Consider the following 16,810-nt stretch of genomic DNA (forward strand, 5'->3'; position numbering starts at 1 on the left):
AAACAGATCAATGAACAGGTTATGCAACGGTTCCAATATTCGACGGACCAGGTCATTGAGAAACCGTTCAATTGGAAGCAAATGGCCCGTTTATTCAGCTATATGAAGCCATACCGGAAAAACTTGCTGCCTTTATCGATCATTATGGTCCTGATTACGACCGCCGTCCGGCTCGTTATTCCGATTTTAATTGGCGTATATACACTTGATCGGGCAATTGAAAATAAAGATGCTCGTCTGCTTGTCATGCTCATTCTTCTTGTCGCGGGGCTATACACTGCGTCCTATGTTGCGAACATCTTTCGGATCCGCTGGATGAATGAGCTCGGGCAAAGCGTCATTTTCGATTTGCGCAAGCACTTATTTACGCATGTACAGGGTCTGTCACACCGCTTTTTCGAATCACGCTCGGCCGGTTCTATTCTGGTCAGGATTATGAATGACATCAACTCCCTGCAGGAGCTGTTTACAAATGGGGTCATCAATTTACTGATGGATATGATTCTGCTGATCGGCATTTTTGTGATTTTATTTACGCTGAGTCCTGAACTGACGCTTGCCGTTATGGTCATTTTACCGATCATGTTCTTCATATCGACCAGCCTGCGCCGAAACATTCGCCGTTCCTGGCAAACGGTGCGCTTGAAGCAGTCAAAGCTGAATTCGCATTTAAATGAAAGCATCCAGGGAATCCGCGTTACCCAGTCGTTTACCCAGGAGCGGGAAAACATGTCTTTCTTTGATGGCATCAATACAGAAACCTTTGAAAGCTGGCGGGAAGCTTCGCAAAAAAATGCGATGTTCCGGCCGCTTGTTGAACTGACAAACGCTCTTGGAACAGCGGTCCTCATCTGGTTTGGAACGTATTTAATTCAGGGGAACGGGCTTTCTATCGGCGTCTTCGTGTCGTTTGCTTTTTATTTAGGGATGTTCTGGGAGCCGATCTCCCGGCTTGGCATGGTTTATAACCAGCTATTGATGGGAATGGCTTCTTCGGAAAGAATTTTTGAATTTCTCGATGAACAGCCAATTGTCTCGGAAAAAAGCAATCCAATCCATTTACAGAATATAAAAGGGAATATTGATTTTGAAAATGTCGTATTTTCTTATGACGAGAGCCGGACCGCTTTGAAAGGGATTAACCTGAGTATTAAGGCTGGTGAAACGGTTGCGCTTGTAGGCCATACAGGCTCTGGAAAAACGACGATTGCCAGTCTGATCAGCAGGTTTTATGATCCGGTCAGCGGGACCGTCAAAATCGATGGGCACAATTTAACGGATGTTTCGTTAAGAAGCATCAGGCAGCAAATCAGTGTGGTGCTGCAGGATACATTTATCTTCTCGGGAACGATTATGGAAAATATCCGTTTTGGCCGCCCGGGTGCATCAGAAGAAGAAGTGATGAAAGCTGCCGAAGCAGTCGGCGCGGATGCGTTTATTCAAAAACTGTCAAAAGGCTATGAAACGGAAGTCGAAGAGCGAGGAAATGTCCTGTCGGTTGGAGAGAGGCAGCTTCTTTCGTTCGCGAGAGCATTGCTTGCTGATCCAAAAATTCTTATTCTTGATGAAGCGACAGCCAGCATTGATACAGAAACCGAGATGAAGATCCAAACGGCTTTAAAAACACTGCTCAATGGACGGACGGCAATAATGATTGCCCACCGCTTGTCAACGATACGTGAAGCGGACAAAATCTTTGTCCTTGATCATGGAGAAATTATTGAAAGCGGCAGCCACGATGAGCTAATACAAGCGAAAGGGCACTATTATCAGCTCGTAAAAGCACAATTTAACATGTTGAATGCAGTTTGAGGAGATCGTTCGCAAATGATTTATAACAGGGCAAGCCGGGATTTTTGTGGCTGCTCTGTTTTTTTGCCTTGAAAGGATTCCCTGAGCGGAAGCATTTATTTGTTTATCTATGCCGGGATACGGGTATTTTTTTTATGCAGGGTTTCTCGTGTTTTCAATTTGTGAATAGCGTAACAAAAATTCAAGTAATTTTTGTCCTAAATCTATCATACATATGTACAATGCGAATATTTTACCAGCGGAAAAGGGAGTTTGGACAGGGGGTTTTAAGATTGGAACTGGATAGCGTCATCCTCAGTAGAATGTTAACGTCAATGACACTTGGCTTTCATATTATTTTTGCAACGATCGGTGTCGGTGTGCCGGTGATCATTTCGATTGCTGAATTTATTGGCATCAAGAAAAAGGATCCTCATTATTTCTTGCTGGCCAGAAGGTGGGCGCGCGGTTTCACGATTACCGTGGCGGTCGGCGTTGTTACCGGGACATGCATTGGCTTGCAGCTGTCATTGCTTTGGCCAAGCTTTATGCAAGTGGCTGGCCATGTCATTAGCCTGCCCTTATTTATGGAAACGTTCGCTTTCTTCTTTGAAGCTATTTTTCTCGGTATTTATTTATATACTTGGGACCGGTTTAAAAATCCGCTTCATCATTGGCTGCTAACCATACCGATTGTAATCGGTTCTTCTGCGTCAGCTTTTTTTATTACAACTGTTAACGCCTTTATGAATACCCCGCAGGGATTCGAACTCGAAAATGGAGTGATCACAAAAATTGAACCTCTAAAAGCGATGTTTAATCCTGCGACACCAACAAAGGTTTTTCATGTTTTAACTTCTTCTTATATGACATCAGCCTTTATTTTGGCATCGATCACAGCGCTATTAATTTTAAAGGGGAGAAAAAGTGTATATTTGCAGAAAGCTTTACACCTGACGATGGTGACAGGATTAATCTTTGCGCTCGGGACTGCTGTGGCCGGAGATTTGTCCGCGAAATTTTTGGCGGACAAGCAGCCCGAGAAGCTTGCGGCAGCTGAATGGCATTTTGAAACCGAAAAAGGCGCAGATTTAATTCTCTTTGGAACAATCAACGAAAATAATGAAATCAGCAATGAAATTCGGATCCCAAAAGCATTGAGCTTTTTAGCCGGCGGCAGCTTTGACACAGAGGTGATCGGGCTGGACGAATTCCCTGAAGACGAAATTCCGCCGCTCTGGATTCATTATATGTTCGATTTAATGGTGATGATCGGTGTTTTTACGATTATCCTTTCGGGCATTTTCTTGTTGTTTTCAAAGCTTAAGACTCGCAATCCTTTTAATAAGCCTCTATTATCGTTCATTATCGCTTCTGGACCGCTGTCCATGCTTGCGATTGAATTTGGCTGGATTTATGCGGAAGTCGGACGCCAGCCATGGATCTTGCGGGGATACATGAAAGTGGCCGAAGGCGCTACAAAGGCCGATGATGTAGGAATCACTTTTCTGATGTTCCTGATTTTATATTTGGTTCTCGGGATTATCTGTACGATTGTATTGATGCGAATGTTTAGAAACAATCCTGCGGAGAAGGAGCTGAAGAACCGGTTCCCAAACAGCCGGGCGTTTTAAGCAACTGCCTGAATCCAGAGCTGCCCGCCCAGTCTTACACGAATTAATTCAGGCAGGCTGTCATTCAGTCAGAAGAACAGGGGGGGAGTAAAATGAGTGTTGAATTGCTTGGAATTACAGTTTTATGGGTATTTCTGTACGGATATTTAATCGTCGCATCCATCGATTTTGGTGCCGGCTTCTTCGCTTACTATGGAAAAGTCACAAAGAAAGATCATGTCATCAACCATATTATCAGCAGATATCTGTCCCCTGTGTGGGAAGTAACGAATGTGTTCTTTGTGTTCTTTTTTGTTGGATTGATCGGTTTTTTTCCAGATTCAGCCTATTATTATGGCACGGCTTTACTTTTGCCGGGAAGCATTTCACTCATATTGCTCGCCATTCGCGGCTCGTTCTATGCGTTTGGCAATTACGGTTCGAAAGATAGCAGCGTCTTTTTGTTTTTATACGGGGCAACCGGGCTGTTAATTCCGGCTTCATTATCGACAGCATTAACGATTTCAGAAGGGGGCTTTATTAAGGAGCAGGGTGAAAGGCTCGTATTTCTTGCAAAAGACTTGTTGATCAGCCCATATTCGTGGTCCGTTGTTTTGTTGGCAATCGTATCGGTCCTTTTTATTAGTGCCTCTTTTTTAACCTATTACGCTTCAAGAGCGAAAGACCTGGAAGCGATGGAGGTACTAAGGAAATTCGCTCTATTCTGGAGCCTGCCGACTATTTTGGCCAGCTTGCTTGTTTTTGCCTCGTTAAGAGCTCATAATATGCGGCATTTTACAAACGCGCTTGAAATATGGTGGATGTTTGGCCTGTCGTTTGTCTGCTTTATCGGGGCTACTTTGCTGATTTATTTGCGAAGAAACATGGGCACTGCTTTTATTCTCGTCATGCTGCAGTACTTTTTCGCCTTTTTTGGGTACGGCGCTTCCCATCTTCCTTACGTGCTCGATCCTTATATTACGATTTATTCAGGATATACAAATGAAACAATGGGTATTGCGCTGGTCGTTGTCTTTATCGCCGGCCTGTTTTTGCTGATTCCATCACTTTATCTGTTGATGCGGCTGTTTCTGTTTGATGCCGACTATGTGAAAGGGAACAGGAAATAACAGTTTATATTAGCGAACTTTACGGTTGTTCTATTTGCGGCAAACTGTGTTAAAATAAGCCTAGCTATTATCTTGTTTTGCTGGAGGAATTCATGTGAGTAAGGAATTTGCTGTAATTGGACTTGGCCGTTTTGGCGGCAGTATTTGCCGGGCTCTTGTCGAGCAGGGCATGGAAGTTATGGCTATCGATAGTAATGAAGACAGGGTCAATGAGTTTTCAATGATTGCCTCACATGCTGTTGTTGGAGATACAACGGACGAATCAGTGTTAAAGAGCCTCGGAATCAGAAATTTTGATCATGTGATCGTCGCCATTGGTGAAGATATCCAGGCAAGCATCTTAACGACCCTTATTTTAAAAGAGCTGGGCGTGAACAATATAACGGTGAAAGCCCAGAATGACTATCATGAAAAAGTATTGCGAAAAATTGGCGCCGATCAAGTCGTCCATCCTGAACGCGATATGGGGAGGCGGATCGCCCATAATATCGTCTCAAATAATGTATTGGACTATCTTGAATTGTCGGATGAACATAGCATCGTTGAAATTGTGGCAAACAACAGGATTGAGGGCAATTCGATTATCGATCTTGATATTCGCGCCAAATACGGAATTAACATTGTCGCAATTAAACGGGGCAATGAAATCATCGTGTCTCCGCAGGCAAATGAAATCATTCAAAACGAGGATATCTTAATCGTAATTGGTGCTGACGCTGACATCAACCGCTTTGAAAAGAAACTGATGGTCTAAGCAAAGCGCCAGTAACAAGCAAAAGTTTTGCAACCGAAAGAAGCACCTGCCGGATGGCAGGTGCTTCTTGTCTAAAGAGATTTCGCATTACACTTCCATAATAATCGGAAGGATCATCGGTCGGCGTTTTGTTTTTTCATAAAGGAATGGTGCCAGTGTATCAGTTATTTCATTTTTAATTTCAGACCACTGGGTTGTTTTCCGCTCCATTACCTTGTTCAGGTGTTTCGTGATGAGCACCTGGGCATCATTGATTAAATCTCCTGATTCTCTCATGTAAACGAAACCGCGCGAGATAATATCCGGGCCGGCTCCGATTTTGAAATCCTTCATATTGATGCTGACAACTACGACCACTAATCCTTCTTCAGACAGGATTCTGCGGTCTCTTAATACGATATTGCCGATATCGCCAACGCCGCTTCCATCAATATAGACAGAACCCGACGGGATTTTGCCGACTACTCTTGCTTCATCCTCAGTTAAGGCTAAAACCTCGCCATTATCCATGATAAAGCAGTTTTCTTCCGGCACACCACAATCCACGGCGAGCTTTACATGCGTCTTCTGCATCCGGAATTCCCCATGGATCGGCATGAAGAATTTTGGCTTGATAAGGCGAAGCATCAGCTTTTGTTCTTCCTGTCCGCCATGGCCTGACGTATGAATATTGCTCAATTTACCATGAATGACTTCTGCCCCCGCACGGTACAGCAAATTGATCGTGCGGTTGACACTGATCGTATTGCCCGGTATCGGTGAAGAAGAGAATACAACCGTGTCGCCGGGGTTAATTTGAATTTGGCGATGGGTGCCGTTCGCAATTCTCGAAAGGGCTGCCATCGGTTCTCCCTGGCTCCCTGTACACAATATCGTCACTTTGTTTGCCGGCAGCCTGCTAATTTGCTGGTAGTCAATAAAGGTATCTTTCGGTGCACTGATGTAACCTAGTTCTTGTCCGATCTCAATCGCTGCATCCATGCTTCTTCCAAACACGGCGATTTTTCTGCCATTTGCCACAGCAGCCTCTACTACTTGCTGCAAGCGATGGATATTGGAAGCGAACGTAGCGAAAATAATCCTTCCTTCGACTTTTCGGAAAATATCATGAATGCTTTCGCCAACGAGGCGTTCAGACATCGTAAAGTTTGGAACTTCACTGTTCGTACTGTCGGAAAGTAAGCATAGCACACCTTCTTTTCCGATTTCTGCCATTTTTGTCAAGTTTGCTGGTTCCCCTACTGGTGTAAAGTCAAATTTAAAATCTCCGGTGTGGACAATTTGTCCGGGTGGTGTTTTGACAACGATCCCATACGAATCGGGAATACTGTGAGTCGTTCTGAAAAAGCTGACAGAAGTTTTCCGGAACTTAATCACATCGTCTTCTTTTATTTCATGAAGCTTTGTTGTTCTTAACAGGCCGTGCTCTTCCAGCTTATTTTTAATTAATCCCAGCGCAAGCTTGCCGCCATAGATTGGGATATTGATTTCGCGAAGCAAATAGGGAATACCGCCAATATGGTCTTCATGGCCATGGGTGACAAACAGGCCCTTTATCTTTTCTTCATTTTTAACTAAATACGAGTAATCCGGAATGACGTAGTCAATTCCGAGCAGTTCATCTTCAGGGAACTTAATTCCGGCATCAATTAAGATGATTTCGTCCTGAAACTGAACGGCGTACGTATTTTTACCGATTTCCCCCAATCCTCCGAGAGCAAATACGGCAGTTTGATCGTTTTTGACAAATTTCATAAATTATCATATCTCCAATACTTTATAGTCTTCGTTTTGTTGTTCATATTCTAAATAGGATCCGGAAACAGGTACAACAATTTCGATATTGTAGGACTTGTCCGCAAGCTTTCTCCGCACATCTCTTTCTGAATCTGCATCGACAAATACGGTTTTTGTTTTTTCTCTAACCGGCACTTGTTTGATGTTTTCTTGATAATACACTTTAAAAATCATTAAAAATCGCTCCTAACATCCGATATCACTTTTTTTTATTATATAAAACATTTCATAGTATTTCATTTATTTTCTATAGAGCCCCCTAAAGCAGGCAAAAGGAATCTCTGGATAAAAATGAAAAACTTATGTAAAAATCACTGATTATCAATTTACAATAAGGAAGGAGCCCTTCGCAAGTTTTGAAGGGCTCAAATTAAAAATTAAGCGATTGTTTTTTTACGAAGTAAATCTTTCCACTGTTTCAAGAGCTTTTTGCGGAGCTTCTTTAACATGGTGGATCATCTCCTTACCTTTATTTTAAACTATCCTTGTCCAAAGTAAAGGATACAAACGATGTTTAAAACAATCATTTTGTTTTTTTTATAAAATGGCACTCTTTTTTACTTATATTATATGATGAATCGCCTTTTTTTTTCATGGGTATAGTTGGAAACCAGCTAAGTTTCGAAAAATTGACAATTGTATGAGAAGGGTTTAGTGTTTATTTTGATAAAAACAGGAGAATGGAAAAGGCGGGATTCAGTTGGCAAAGCTTTACGGGGCACTGTTCGTATTGAGTTTGATTTGGGGAACTTCTTTTTTGTTTATCAAAATTCTACTTGAAAACCTGGATCCTTCAGCGGTAGTATTTGGGCGATGTTTATTCGGCGCTGCAGCACTGGCATTGATGATTTTGTTCCAGAAAAAACAATTTATTGTAAAAGGAGCTCCATGGGGAAAACTATTGTTGGTCGGACTTTTAAATAATGCTTTGCCATGGTATTTTATTTCTGTGAGCGAGACGCAAATTTCTTCGAGCCTGGCTTCCGTTATCAACGCGTCAACACCGATTTGGACGCTGATCATAGGGACTGTGCTTTTTTCAGTCCGGTTAAAAGGTAAGCAATGGATCGGCATTCTTATCGGATTTGCCGGCATTATTATTTTGTCCGATATCAGGCCTGGCGATTTCTTTTCAGGAAACCTGGTCGGAATCGGCTTCATGTCAGCGGCGGCTGCCTGTTATGGGGTTGGTGCGCACCTGACAAAAAGATTTTTGGTTGATTTACCGATTATACATATTTCATTTTATACGCTGCTGGCTGCAACGATGATCAGCTTTGCGGCCATGCTTGGAACAGCGCCAGATTCGATGCCGCAGCTTATACAATCGGAAAACCTCCTTCCGTTAATAGGGCTCGGTTCATTCGGTTCGGGGATTGCTTATTTGTTTTATTTCTATCTTGTCAAGGAAGGCAGTGCCGAACTGGCTTCTCTTGTAACCTATATCGTACCGGGAACAGCCTTAATCTGGGGAGGAGTCCTGCTCGATGAAAGCATTCGATTATCGATGATTTTTGGCCTTCTTGTTATTTTTTCTGGTGTATACATATCAACCGGTAAAAAACCGGGCAAGAAGGGGAAACCTGCTGCTGCGTAATGTAAGGCAAGAAAGGGGAACAACATGAGTAAAATTGTTTTTTTTGACATTGACGGTACGTTGCTTGATCACGATAAAAAGCTGCCCACCACAGCGAAGCAAGCCGTAAAAGAGCTGCAAAACAGCGGTGTTTATGTAGCTATTGCAACAGGACGGGCGCCTTTTATGTTTGAAAGCCTGCGGGAAGAGCTCGGAATTGAGTCCTTTGTCAGCTTTAATGGCCAATATGTTGTTTTTGAAGGGGAGGTTATTTACAAAAACCCTTTAAATAACGATGAAATTCAGCGGCTGCTGCAACAAGGAACAGAGAATAATCATCCGCTTGTCTTTATGAACGACGGAACGATGAAAGCAACTGTAAAACATCATCGCTATATTGAAGACAGCCTAATGACTCTTAAATTCCCGCATCCAGACGAAGATAAGTCTTTTTACCAAAATCGCGAAATTTACCAGTCACTTCTTTTCATTGAGGAAGAGGACGAAGCATTATACCTGGAACAGTTTCCTAAGTTCAGGTTTATCCGCTGGCATCCGTTTTCCATGGATGTTTTACCGGCAGGAGGTTCCAAGGCAGAAGGAATTAAAAAAATGATTGAGCGCCTCGGTTTTCAGCTTGAAAACGTGTTTGCATTTGGAGATGGGTTGAACGACATAGAGATGATACAAACAGTTGGCACTGGCGTTGCTATGGGCAATGCCGAACCGGCAGTAAAACAGTATGCCGACTATGTTACAAAGGACGTCGCAGAAAACGGAATTCAGCACGGTCTGAAGCATTTACAGCTTATTTAATGGCTGTAACGGTAATGATCATGGCCGGACGGGGGATCGCAATATTGAAAAGAAGGGACTGGCAAAGATATCGCCTCTTTGCCAGTCCCCTTGTTTTCTCCATTATCTTTCAATCGGGATCGCATTTTCGATGACTTTAAACGGGTCTTTTTTGTCGATATGATCATAAAACATGATCCCGTTTAAATGATCGATTTCGTGCTGGAACACGATTGCCACCAGGCCTTTTAGTCTTAATTTTACCTCTGTTCCGTCAATATCAAAACCCTTTACAGTAACTCTTGCATATCGTGGTACATACCCGGGAATCGGTTCATCGACTGACAGGCATCCTTCACCAGCAGTCAAGTATGATTTCTCAACCGAGTGGCTGACAATTTTCGGATTAAATAAAGCGTGGCTGTGCAATTCACCTTTTTCATCGGTGACGTGCACTGCAATCATTCTTTTGCCCACATTAATCTGGGGAGCGGCAAGGCCGATTCCCGGGCGTAAATTATATCGGACGGAAGTTTCCGGATCCTGGCTGTTTTTCACATATTCCAACAGGCTGTTCAATATCTTTTTATCCTCTTCGGATGGCGGCATCTGAACTTCTTCAGCTGTTTGCCGCAGTCCCGGATGGCCGTCGCGGATAATATCATCCATTGTTATCATTATATTTTCACTCCCATGACACTAAATTAACCATTAGTAAAATATTTTATGATTACGGATCATTCATTCTTCGACTAATTGATTATGCCCTCAAATAAAAAGGGACTCTCCCCGCCGAGTCTTGGATTGAATTTCATTATAGGACAATATTGTTAATATGTCGATTAGACTGCCATAAACGTAAGAATAGTTTTCTAATAGTCGAGTGCAGGCTTGCTCCCGACTGATAGAAAGGGATCGTCATTAGGATTGACGATGCAAGGGCAAATGTTTTTGAAGAGTCATAAAAAAGAGGAAAACTGAATAACATCGATATTGGGACAAGCATAAAGGCAGATTCCTTCCGTCTATTGTAAAAAACTGAGTCTATCGATATAGTAATAATTGTTACCAGGTTGGGGGGATTCATATGTTAAATAGAAAAACAATCGGGCTTGCGGCATTTTTCTCTATAGCGGTTGTTCTGCTGGCCGGCTGTCTTGGACAGCAATCGGCCCCGGAGAAAATGTATGAAATCATGGAGAAGGTTGTTTCGCTTGAAGAAAGCTTTGAAAAGCAGCAAGAACCTTTATTGAACCTTGAGAAAGAAGAAAAAGAACTGTACGGGAAGATCATCGGGCTTGGAATGAAGGAATACGATCAAATTGTCAAGCTGTCAGACGAGGCTTTAACGATGGTGGATAAAAGAGAAAAACATATGGAAGCTGAGGTTAAGAGCATCAATGTTTCTGAAAAAGAGTTTCGAAAGCTTGAAGGCATGATCAAGGATATTGACGATAAAGAATTGAAAAAACAGGCGGACGATCTCTATGGTACCATGCAAAAAAGGTATGATGCCCACCGGGTTCTCGCCGATAACTACTCAAAGGGACTCGAATATGACAGAGAATTGTATGAAATGTTCAAACAAAAAGATCTTACAATCGGGCAGCTTGAAGAACAAGTAAATAAAATCAATGCTACTTACGAAAAAGTATTGGAGACAAATGAACAATTCAATGTCCATACAGAAGATTATAATAATAAGAAGCGGAAATTTTATGAAACAGCCGGGCTTGGAGTCGAAGAATAGAAAACAGGGAGATTGGCGTGGGCCAGTCTCCCTGTTTATTGTTTTGTAATGATTCTTAAAATAAACTGATTCTTTATTATAACACAACCCGAAAAAATACATTTTTATAGTACAGATAATTTTATTTAAGTGATACAGTTAACAAAATAGAGATGAACTTTAATACGATGTTTAAGGTGTAAAACTTAAATCAAACTAATTGACTCGGTAGTTTTATATAGTGTAAACTTAAAAACGGATGAAGATTATTGTATCAATGTAATGATGAAATGAATTGATACAGAATATATTGGGCATGAAAAAAACAGATGGTGTTTTATAACCGGAGTTTGTGGAAAACTATTTAGAGGTCTTTTTTAACTTTTCAGATTTACCGCTTTATCCGTCTGTTCACTGCTGGTTTTTGAAAGCCTTTTATCTTCAGAGAGTAGCGCAGAACCTAATTTTATTGAAATTGGGTATGCTATAGTAGTAAAATTTGCCCGTAATATTATGACTTTTTTTAATGAAAGGAAGAGGTGACTCAAATGGCTTCTAAAACGAATAAAGCACTATTCGACGCTGAAAAGCAACTTGAGAAAACAGAAGAGCAATTTTCGATGTTTCAAATTTTGAATGAAGAAGGGGAAGTCGTAAATGAAGCGGCAATGCCAAATTTAAGCGATGAGCAGCTGCAAGAATTAATGCGCAGAATGGTATATACGCGAATTCTTGACCAGCGTTCCATTTCCTTGAATCGTCAAGGGCGCCTTGGATTCTATGCACCTACAGCAGGCCAGGAAGCTTCTCAGCTGGCTTCTCAATTCGCACTTGAAAAAGAAGACTTTATTTTGCCGGGATACCGTGATGTGCCGCAAATGATTTGGCATGGACTGCCGCTGTATCAAGCGTTCTTGTTTTCACGCGGGCATTTTCGAGGCAACCAAATTCCTGAAGGAGTTAATGTCATCTCTCCACAGATCATTATCGGTGCCCAGATTGTTCAGGCTGCCGGCGTTGCACTAGGAATGAAAAAGCGCAATCAAAAATCTGTAGCGATTACTTATACCGGAGACGGCGGTGCTTCCCAGGGGGACTTCTATGAAGGAATGAACTTTGCAGGTGCTTTTAAAGCTCCGGCTATTTTCGTCGTGCAAAATAACCAATTTGCTATTTCGACTCCTGTTGAAAAGCAATCAGCTGCGAAAACAATCGCGCAAAAAGCGATTGCAGCGGGAATTCCTGGAGTACAAGTGGACGGAATGGATCCGCTCGCGGTTTATGTTGCTGTTCGTGAAGCTCGCGAGCGTGCAATTAACGGAGAAGGGCCGACTTTAATTGAAACATTAACTTACCGTTATGGTCCACATACAATGGCGGGTGACGATCCGACTCGTTACCGCACAAGCGATCTTGACAACGAGTGGGAAAGAAAAGATCCGCTTGTCCGATTCCGCAAATTCCTCGAAACCAAAGGAATTTGGAATGAAGAAATGGAAAATGAAGTAATTGAGAAAGCGAAAGAAGATATTAAAGAAGCAATTAAAAAAGCGGATGAAACCCCTAAACAAACCGTTACAGACTTAATTTCGAATATGTATGAAGAATTGCCAAATAATCTAAAAGAACAATATGACATTTATAAAGAAAAGGAGTCGAAATAAGCCATGGCGCAAATGACAATGATTCAAGCAATCACCGATGCCCTGCGCACTGAATTGCGCAATGATCCGAATGTTCTAGTATTCGGTGAAGACGTCGGCGTAAATGGCGGTGTGTTCCGGGCAACGGAAGGCCTTCAGAAAGAATTCGGCGAAGAGCGCGTATTTGATACTCCGCTTGCAGAATCCGGAATCGGCGGTTTAGCGATTGGCCTTGGTTTACAAGGCTTCCGTCCCGTTATGGAAATTCAATTTTTTGGTTTTGTTTATGAAGTAATGGATTCCATCTCCGGACAAATGGCAAGGATGCGTTACCGTTCCGGCGGCCGTTACAATTCTCCGATTACGGTCCGTTCACCATTCGGCGGCGGTGTCCATACACCTGAACTTCATGCAGACAGCCTTGAAGGTCTAATGGTGCAGCAGCCTGGCTTGAAGGTCGTAATTCCTTCAACTCCTTATGATGCAAAAGGTTTATTGATTTCCGCTATTCGCGACAACGACCCGGTCATCTTCCTGGAGCACATGAAGCTTTACCGCTCTTTCCGCCAGGAAGTGCCTGAAGAAGAGTATACCATTCCGTTAGGAAAAGCAGATGTGAAACGTGAAGGAACAGATTTGACGATCGTTACTTATGGCGCAATGGTTCATGAATCGTTAAAAGCTGCAGAAGAGTTGGAAAAAGAAGGACATTCTGTTGAAGTAATCGACTTGCGCACAGTTGCTCCTATCGATATTGAAGCGATTGTTGCTTCCGTTGAAAAAACAGGCCGTGCCATTGTTGTCCAGGAAGCACAAAGGCAAGCGGGTGTTGGCGCAAACATCGTAGCTGAAATCAATGACCGTGCGATTCTAAGCCTTGAGGCACCTGTTTTGCGTGTAACTGCACCTGATACCGTTTTTGCTTTTTCGCAGGCAGAAGCAGTATGGCTGCCAAATTATAAAGATATTATTGACACGGCTAAAAAAGTATTATCGTTTTAATCAAATGTGAATCCGGGGGAAAATAGGCGGACCTATTTTTCTTCGTCACATGATTTAATAAGCTAGTGCATGGAACGTAATAATAGGAGGTAGATTCCAGTGGCATTCCAATTTAGATTACCTGACATCGGTGAAGGTATTCATGAAGGTGAAATCGTCAAGTGGTTCGTCAAACCAGGTGATAAAGTACAAGAAGATGATGTGCTGTGTGAAGTGCAGAATGATAAAGCGGTCGTAGAAATTCCTTCTCCGGTAACTGGTACGGTTGAAGAAATTTTAGTGGATGAAGGAACAGTAGCTACTGTTGGTCAGGTGCTCGTTACCTTTGATGCCCCAGGATACGAAGACCTTAAATTTAAAGGCGATCATGAAGATGAAGCACCAAAAGCCGAAGAAAAAACAGAAGCTCAAGTTCAATCAACTTTAGAGGCAGGGCAGGATATTAAAAAAGAAGCAGCGCCACAACAAGCACAAGCCGGCGCAACCGGAGCTGGAGCCCAGCCGCAAACCGAGACAGAAGTTGACCCGAACCGCCGTGTGATCGCGATGCCATCGGTTCGTAAGTTTGCACGTGACAACGGTGTCGATATCCGCCAGGTGTCCGGATCCGGAAAAAATGGCCGGGTTCTAAAGGAAGATATCATTGCCTTCCAAAATGGAGGACAGGCAAGAGCTGAGGCTCAAGCTGCACCGCAACAGGCAGAAGCTGCAGCACCAAAGGCAGAGCAAAAGGCTGCCGCTGTTGTTCCGCAAGGTCAATATCCAGAAACACGCGAAAAAATGAGCGGCATCCGCAGGGCCATTGCAAAAGCGATGGTAAAATCCAAGCATACCGCTCCGCACGTAACGTTAATGGACGAAGTGGATGTAACCAAATTGGTTGCCCACCGCAAGAAGTTCAAACAAATTGCTGCGGATAAAGGAATTAAGCTTACTTTCCTTCCATACGTGGTAAAAGCACTTACAAGTGCATTGCGTGAGTACCCGGCTCTCAATACTTCACTGGACGATGAAACAGACGAAATCATTCACAAGCATTACTACAATATCGGAATTGCAGCTGACACAGAGAAGGGCTTGCTCGTTCCAGTTGTGAAAGATGCTGACCGCAAGTCTGTATTTACAATTTCGAACGAGATTAATGAGCTTGCCGGAAAAGCACGGGACGGCAAATTGGCCCCTGATGAAATGAAAGGTGCGTCTTGCACAATTACAAACATTGGCTCTGCGGGCGGACAATGGTTTACTCCGGTTATTAACCATCCGGAGGTCGCGATCCTCGGAATTGGCCGCATTGCTGAAAAGCCTGTTGTAAAAGACGGTGAAATTGTCGCAGCTCCGGTATTGGCATTATCTTTAAGCTTTGACCATCGAATGATTGACGGTGCAACTGCTCAGCATGCTCTTAACCATATTAAGCGTTTGTTGAACGATCCAGAACTATTGTTAATGGAGGCGTAATAAATGGTAGTTGGAGATTTTCCTATTGAGACTGATACTATAGTCATTGGTGCAGGTCCGGGAGGATACGTGGCAGCTATTCGTGCTGCACAGCTCGGGCAAAAAGTAACGATTGTTGAAAAAGGCAATCTTGGCGGAGTTTGTTTAAATGTTGGCTGTATTCCATCAAAAGCCCTGATTGCGGCTGGACATCGCTATGAAACAGCAAAGCATTCCGATTCAGTCGGAATTACGGCGGAAAACGTCAAAGTTGACTTTTCAAAAGTCCAGCAATGGAAAGCCGGGGTTGTTAAAAAACTTACTGGCGGAGTTGAAGGCTTGCTGAAAGGCAACAAAGTCGACATCGTGCGCGGTGAAGCTTATTTTGTGGATGCCAACACGCTTCGTGTCATGGATGAAAATTCAGCACAAACGTATACGTTTAAAAATGCGATTATTGCAACAGGATCTCGTCCAATCGAAATTCCTGCGTTTAAGTTTTCCAAGCGTGTTCTTGATTCAACCGGAGCCCTCGCTCTTGAAGAAATTCCGAATAAAATTGTCGTCATTGGCGGCGGATATATTGGTACAGAGCTTGGCGGTGCTTATGCGAACTTTGGCACCCAGGTAACCATTCTTGAAGGTGCGGATGAAATTTTAGGCGGCTTTGAAAAGCAAATGTCCTCCATTGTAAAACGCAACCTGAAGAAAAAAGGCGCTGAGATCATCACAAAAGCTATGGCTAAAGGCGTCGAAGAAAAAGAAGCCGGTGTTGTTGTTACTTATGAAGTAAAAGGTGAAGAAAAGCAAGTCGAAGCAGACTACGTATTTGTGATGGTTGGCCGCCGTCCAAACACGGATGAGCTTGGTCTTGAACAAGCAGGAGTAGAGCTTACTGACCGTGGCATCATTAAAACTGATAAGCAATGCCGTACAAACGTAAGCAATATTTTTGCAATCGGAGACGTTGTGGAAGGACCACCGCTGGCGCATAAAGCCTCGTACGAAGGAAAAATTGCTGCTGAAGTGATCGCCGGACACAACGCTGAGATTGATTATCTTGCAATTCCTGCGGTTGTATTCTCTGATCCTGAGCTGGCTTCTGTCGGATATACGGAACAGCAGGCCAAAGAAGAAGGTATTGAAGTAACTGCCGCTAAGTTCCCATTTGCTGCAAACGGCCGTGCATTGGCCCTCGAGGCCACAGACGGATTCTTGAAGCTCGTGACTCGGAAAGAAGACGGTCTTGTAATCGGTGCGCAAATTGCTGGAGCCAACGCTTCCGATATGATAGCAGAGCTTGGTCTTGCAATCGAGGCTGGAATGACAGCAGAGGATCTAGCCATGACGATTCACGCTCACCCAACCCTTGGTGAAATCACCATGGAAGCAGCGGAAGTCGCTTTAGGAAACCCGATCCATATTTTGTAATAACGAACCAAAGCCCTTTTCCTCAAGGAAAAGGGCTTTAATATTTATGCGTGCCCAGCAAGCCGTTAATTGCTAGTTGGTGAAAGTCCAACCCGAGTAAGTGTCAAGA

At 43.1% G+C, this 16,810-nt stretch carries 14 protein-coding genes; 11 read left to right on the forward strand and 3 right to left on the reverse strand.

Annotated features, from left to right (window positions below):
• Positions 1 to 21 precede the first annotated feature (21 nt).
• The 4 genes from CU633_RS18895 to CU633_RS18910 all read left to right on the forward strand — a co-directional run bounded on the left by CU633_RS18895 (position 22) and on the right by CU633_RS18910 (position 5,288).
• Positions 22 to 1,812 (forward strand): ABC transporter ATP-binding protein, encoded by a 1,791-nt coding sequence (locus CU633_RS18895; protein WP_101662149.1) that lies wholly within the window; start codon positions 22 to 24, stop codon positions 1,810 to 1,812.
• A gap of 272 nt (positions 1,813 to 2,084) precedes the next feature.
• Entirely contained in the window at positions 2,085 to 3,425 is a 1,341-nt protein-coding gene (locus CU633_RS18900; protein ID WP_101662132.1) for a cytochrome ubiquinol oxidase subunit I, read from the forward strand.
• A gap of 92 nt (positions 3,426 to 3,517) precedes the next feature.
• Complete coding sequence (locus CU633_RS18905; RefSeq protein ID WP_101662133.1) at positions 3,518 to 4,534, forward strand: cytochrome d ubiquinol oxidase subunit II; 1,017 nt, start codon at positions 3,518 to 3,520, stop codon at positions 4,532 to 4,534.
• Positions 4,535 to 4,628: 94 nt separating this feature from the next.
• Positions 4,629 to 5,288 (forward strand): potassium channel family protein, encoded by a 660-nt coding sequence (locus CU633_RS18910; RefSeq protein ID WP_101662134.1) that lies wholly within the window; start codon positions 4,629 to 4,631, stop codon positions 5,286 to 5,288.
• Positions 5,289 to 5,375: 87 nt separating this feature from the next.
• Here CU633_RS18910 and rnjA read toward each other — a convergent pair whose 3' ends face one another.
• Together rnjA and CU633_RS18920 are read right to left on the reverse strand one after the other, a co-directional pair.
• Positions 5,376 to 7,043, reverse strand: a complete 1,668-nt coding sequence (gene rnjA / locus CU633_RS18915) for a ribonuclease J1 (RefSeq protein WP_101662135.1) — start codon at positions 7,041 to 7,043, stop codon at positions 5,376 to 5,378.
• Positions 7,044 to 7,049: 6 nt separating this feature from the next.
• Positions 7,050 to 7,259: a DNA-dependent RNA polymerase subunit epsilon gene (locus CU633_RS18920; protein ID WP_101662136.1), complete on the reverse strand. Its 210-nt coding sequence runs from the start codon at positions 7,257 to 7,259 to the stop codon at positions 7,050 to 7,052.
• 526 nt (positions 7,260 to 7,785) lie between these two features.
• Here CU633_RS18920 and CU633_RS18925 point away from each other — a divergent pair.
• On the forward strand, positions 7,786 to 8,682 hold the full coding sequence (locus CU633_RS18925; RefSeq protein WP_101662137.1) for a DMT family transporter: 897 nt from the start codon (positions 7,786 to 7,788) through the stop codon (positions 8,680 to 8,682).
• 24 nt (positions 8,683 to 8,706) lie between these two features.
• Complete coding sequence (locus CU633_RS18930) at positions 8,707 to 9,477, forward strand: Cof-type HAD-IIB family hydrolase (RefSeq protein ID WP_101662138.1); 771 nt, start codon at positions 8,707 to 8,709, stop codon at positions 9,475 to 9,477.
• A gap of 102 nt (positions 9,478 to 9,579) precedes the next feature.
• Here CU633_RS18930 and def read toward each other — a convergent pair whose 3' ends face one another.
• Complete coding sequence (gene def, locus CU633_RS18935; RefSeq protein ID WP_101662139.1) at positions 9,580 to 10,134, reverse strand: peptide deformylase; 555 nt, start codon at positions 10,132 to 10,134, stop codon at positions 9,580 to 9,582.
• Between the two features lie 409 nt (positions 10,135 to 10,543).
• Between def and CU633_RS18940 the strand changes: the two genes are divergently transcribed.
• The 5 genes from CU633_RS18940 (at position 10,544) to lpdA (ending at position 16,701) form a co-directional block, all read left to right on the forward strand.
• Positions 10,544 to 11,206, forward strand: a complete 663-nt coding sequence (locus CU633_RS18940; protein WP_101662140.1) for a YkyA family protein — start codon at positions 10,544 to 10,546, stop codon at positions 11,204 to 11,206.
• A gap of 527 nt (positions 11,207 to 11,733) precedes the next feature.
• Entirely contained in the window at positions 11,734 to 12,849 is a 1,116-nt protein-coding gene (gene pdhA, locus CU633_RS18945; RefSeq protein ID WP_101662141.1) for a pyruvate dehydrogenase (acetyl-transferring) E1 component subunit alpha, read from the forward strand.
• Positions 12,850 to 12,852: 3 nt separating this feature from the next.
• Entirely contained in the window at positions 12,853 to 13,830 is a 978-nt protein-coding gene (locus CU633_RS18950; RefSeq protein WP_101662142.1) for an alpha-ketoacid dehydrogenase subunit beta, read from the forward strand.
• Between the two features lie 99 nt (positions 13,831 to 13,929).
• Entirely contained in the window at positions 13,930 to 15,291 is a 1,362-nt protein-coding gene (locus CU633_RS18955) for a dihydrolipoamide acetyltransferase family protein (protein WP_101662143.1), read from the forward strand.
• 3 nt (positions 15,292 to 15,294) lie between these two features.
• Positions 15,295 to 16,701 carry a dihydrolipoyl dehydrogenase gene (lpdA, locus tag CU633_RS18960; RefSeq protein WP_101662144.1) on the forward strand — a complete coding sequence of 469 codons (1,407 nt, stop codon included), beginning with the start codon at positions 15,295 to 15,297 and terminating at the stop codon, positions 16,699 to 16,701.
• Positions 16,702 to 16,810 lie beyond the last annotated feature (109 nt).

Source organism: Bacillus sp. V3-13 (assembly GCF_002860165.1).
Classification (GTDB): domain Bacteria; phylum Bacillota; class Bacilli; order Bacillales; family Cytobacillaceae; genus Bacillus_BJ.

What these genes read in the sequence shown, in the direction of transcription:
- CU633_RS18895 (WP_101662149.1), top strand. Translation starts at nt 22, where the DNA reads ATGCAACGGTTCCAATATTCGACGGACCAGGTCATTGAGAAACCGTTC.
- CU633_RS18905 (WP_101662133.1), top strand. Translation starts at nt 3,518, where the DNA reads ATGAGTGTTGAATTGCTTGGAATTACAGTTTTATGGGTATTTCTGTAC.
- rnjA (WP_101662135.1), bottom strand. Translation starts at nt 7,043, where the DNA reads ATGAAATTTGTCAAAAACGATCAAACTGCCGTATTTGCTCTCGGAGGA.
- CU633_RS18920 (WP_101662136.1), bottom strand. Translation starts at nt 7,259, where the DNA reads ATGATTTTTAAAGTGTATTATCAAGAAAACATCAAACAAGTGCCGGTT.
- CU633_RS18930 (WP_101662138.1), top strand. Translation starts at nt 8,707, where the DNA reads ATGAGTAAAATTGTTTTTTTTGACATTGACGGTACGTTGCTTGATCAC.
- def (WP_101662139.1), bottom strand. Translation starts at nt 10,134, where the DNA reads ATGATAACAATGGATGATATTATCCGCGACGGCCATCCGGGACTGCGG.
- CU633_RS18940 (WP_101662140.1), top strand. Translation starts at nt 10,544, where the DNA reads ATGTTAAATAGAAAAACAATCGGGCTTGCGGCATTTTTCTCTATAGCG.
- pdhA (WP_101662141.1), top strand. Translation starts at nt 11,734, where the DNA reads ATGGCTTCTAAAACGAATAAAGCACTATTCGACGCTGAAAAGCAACTT.
- CU633_RS18950 (WP_101662142.1), top strand. Translation starts at nt 12,853, where the DNA reads ATGGCGCAAATGACAATGATTCAAGCAATCACCGATGCCCTGCGCACT.
- lpdA (WP_101662144.1), top strand. Translation starts at nt 15,295, where the DNA reads ATGGTAGTTGGAGATTTTCCTATTGAGACTGATACTATAGTCATTGGT.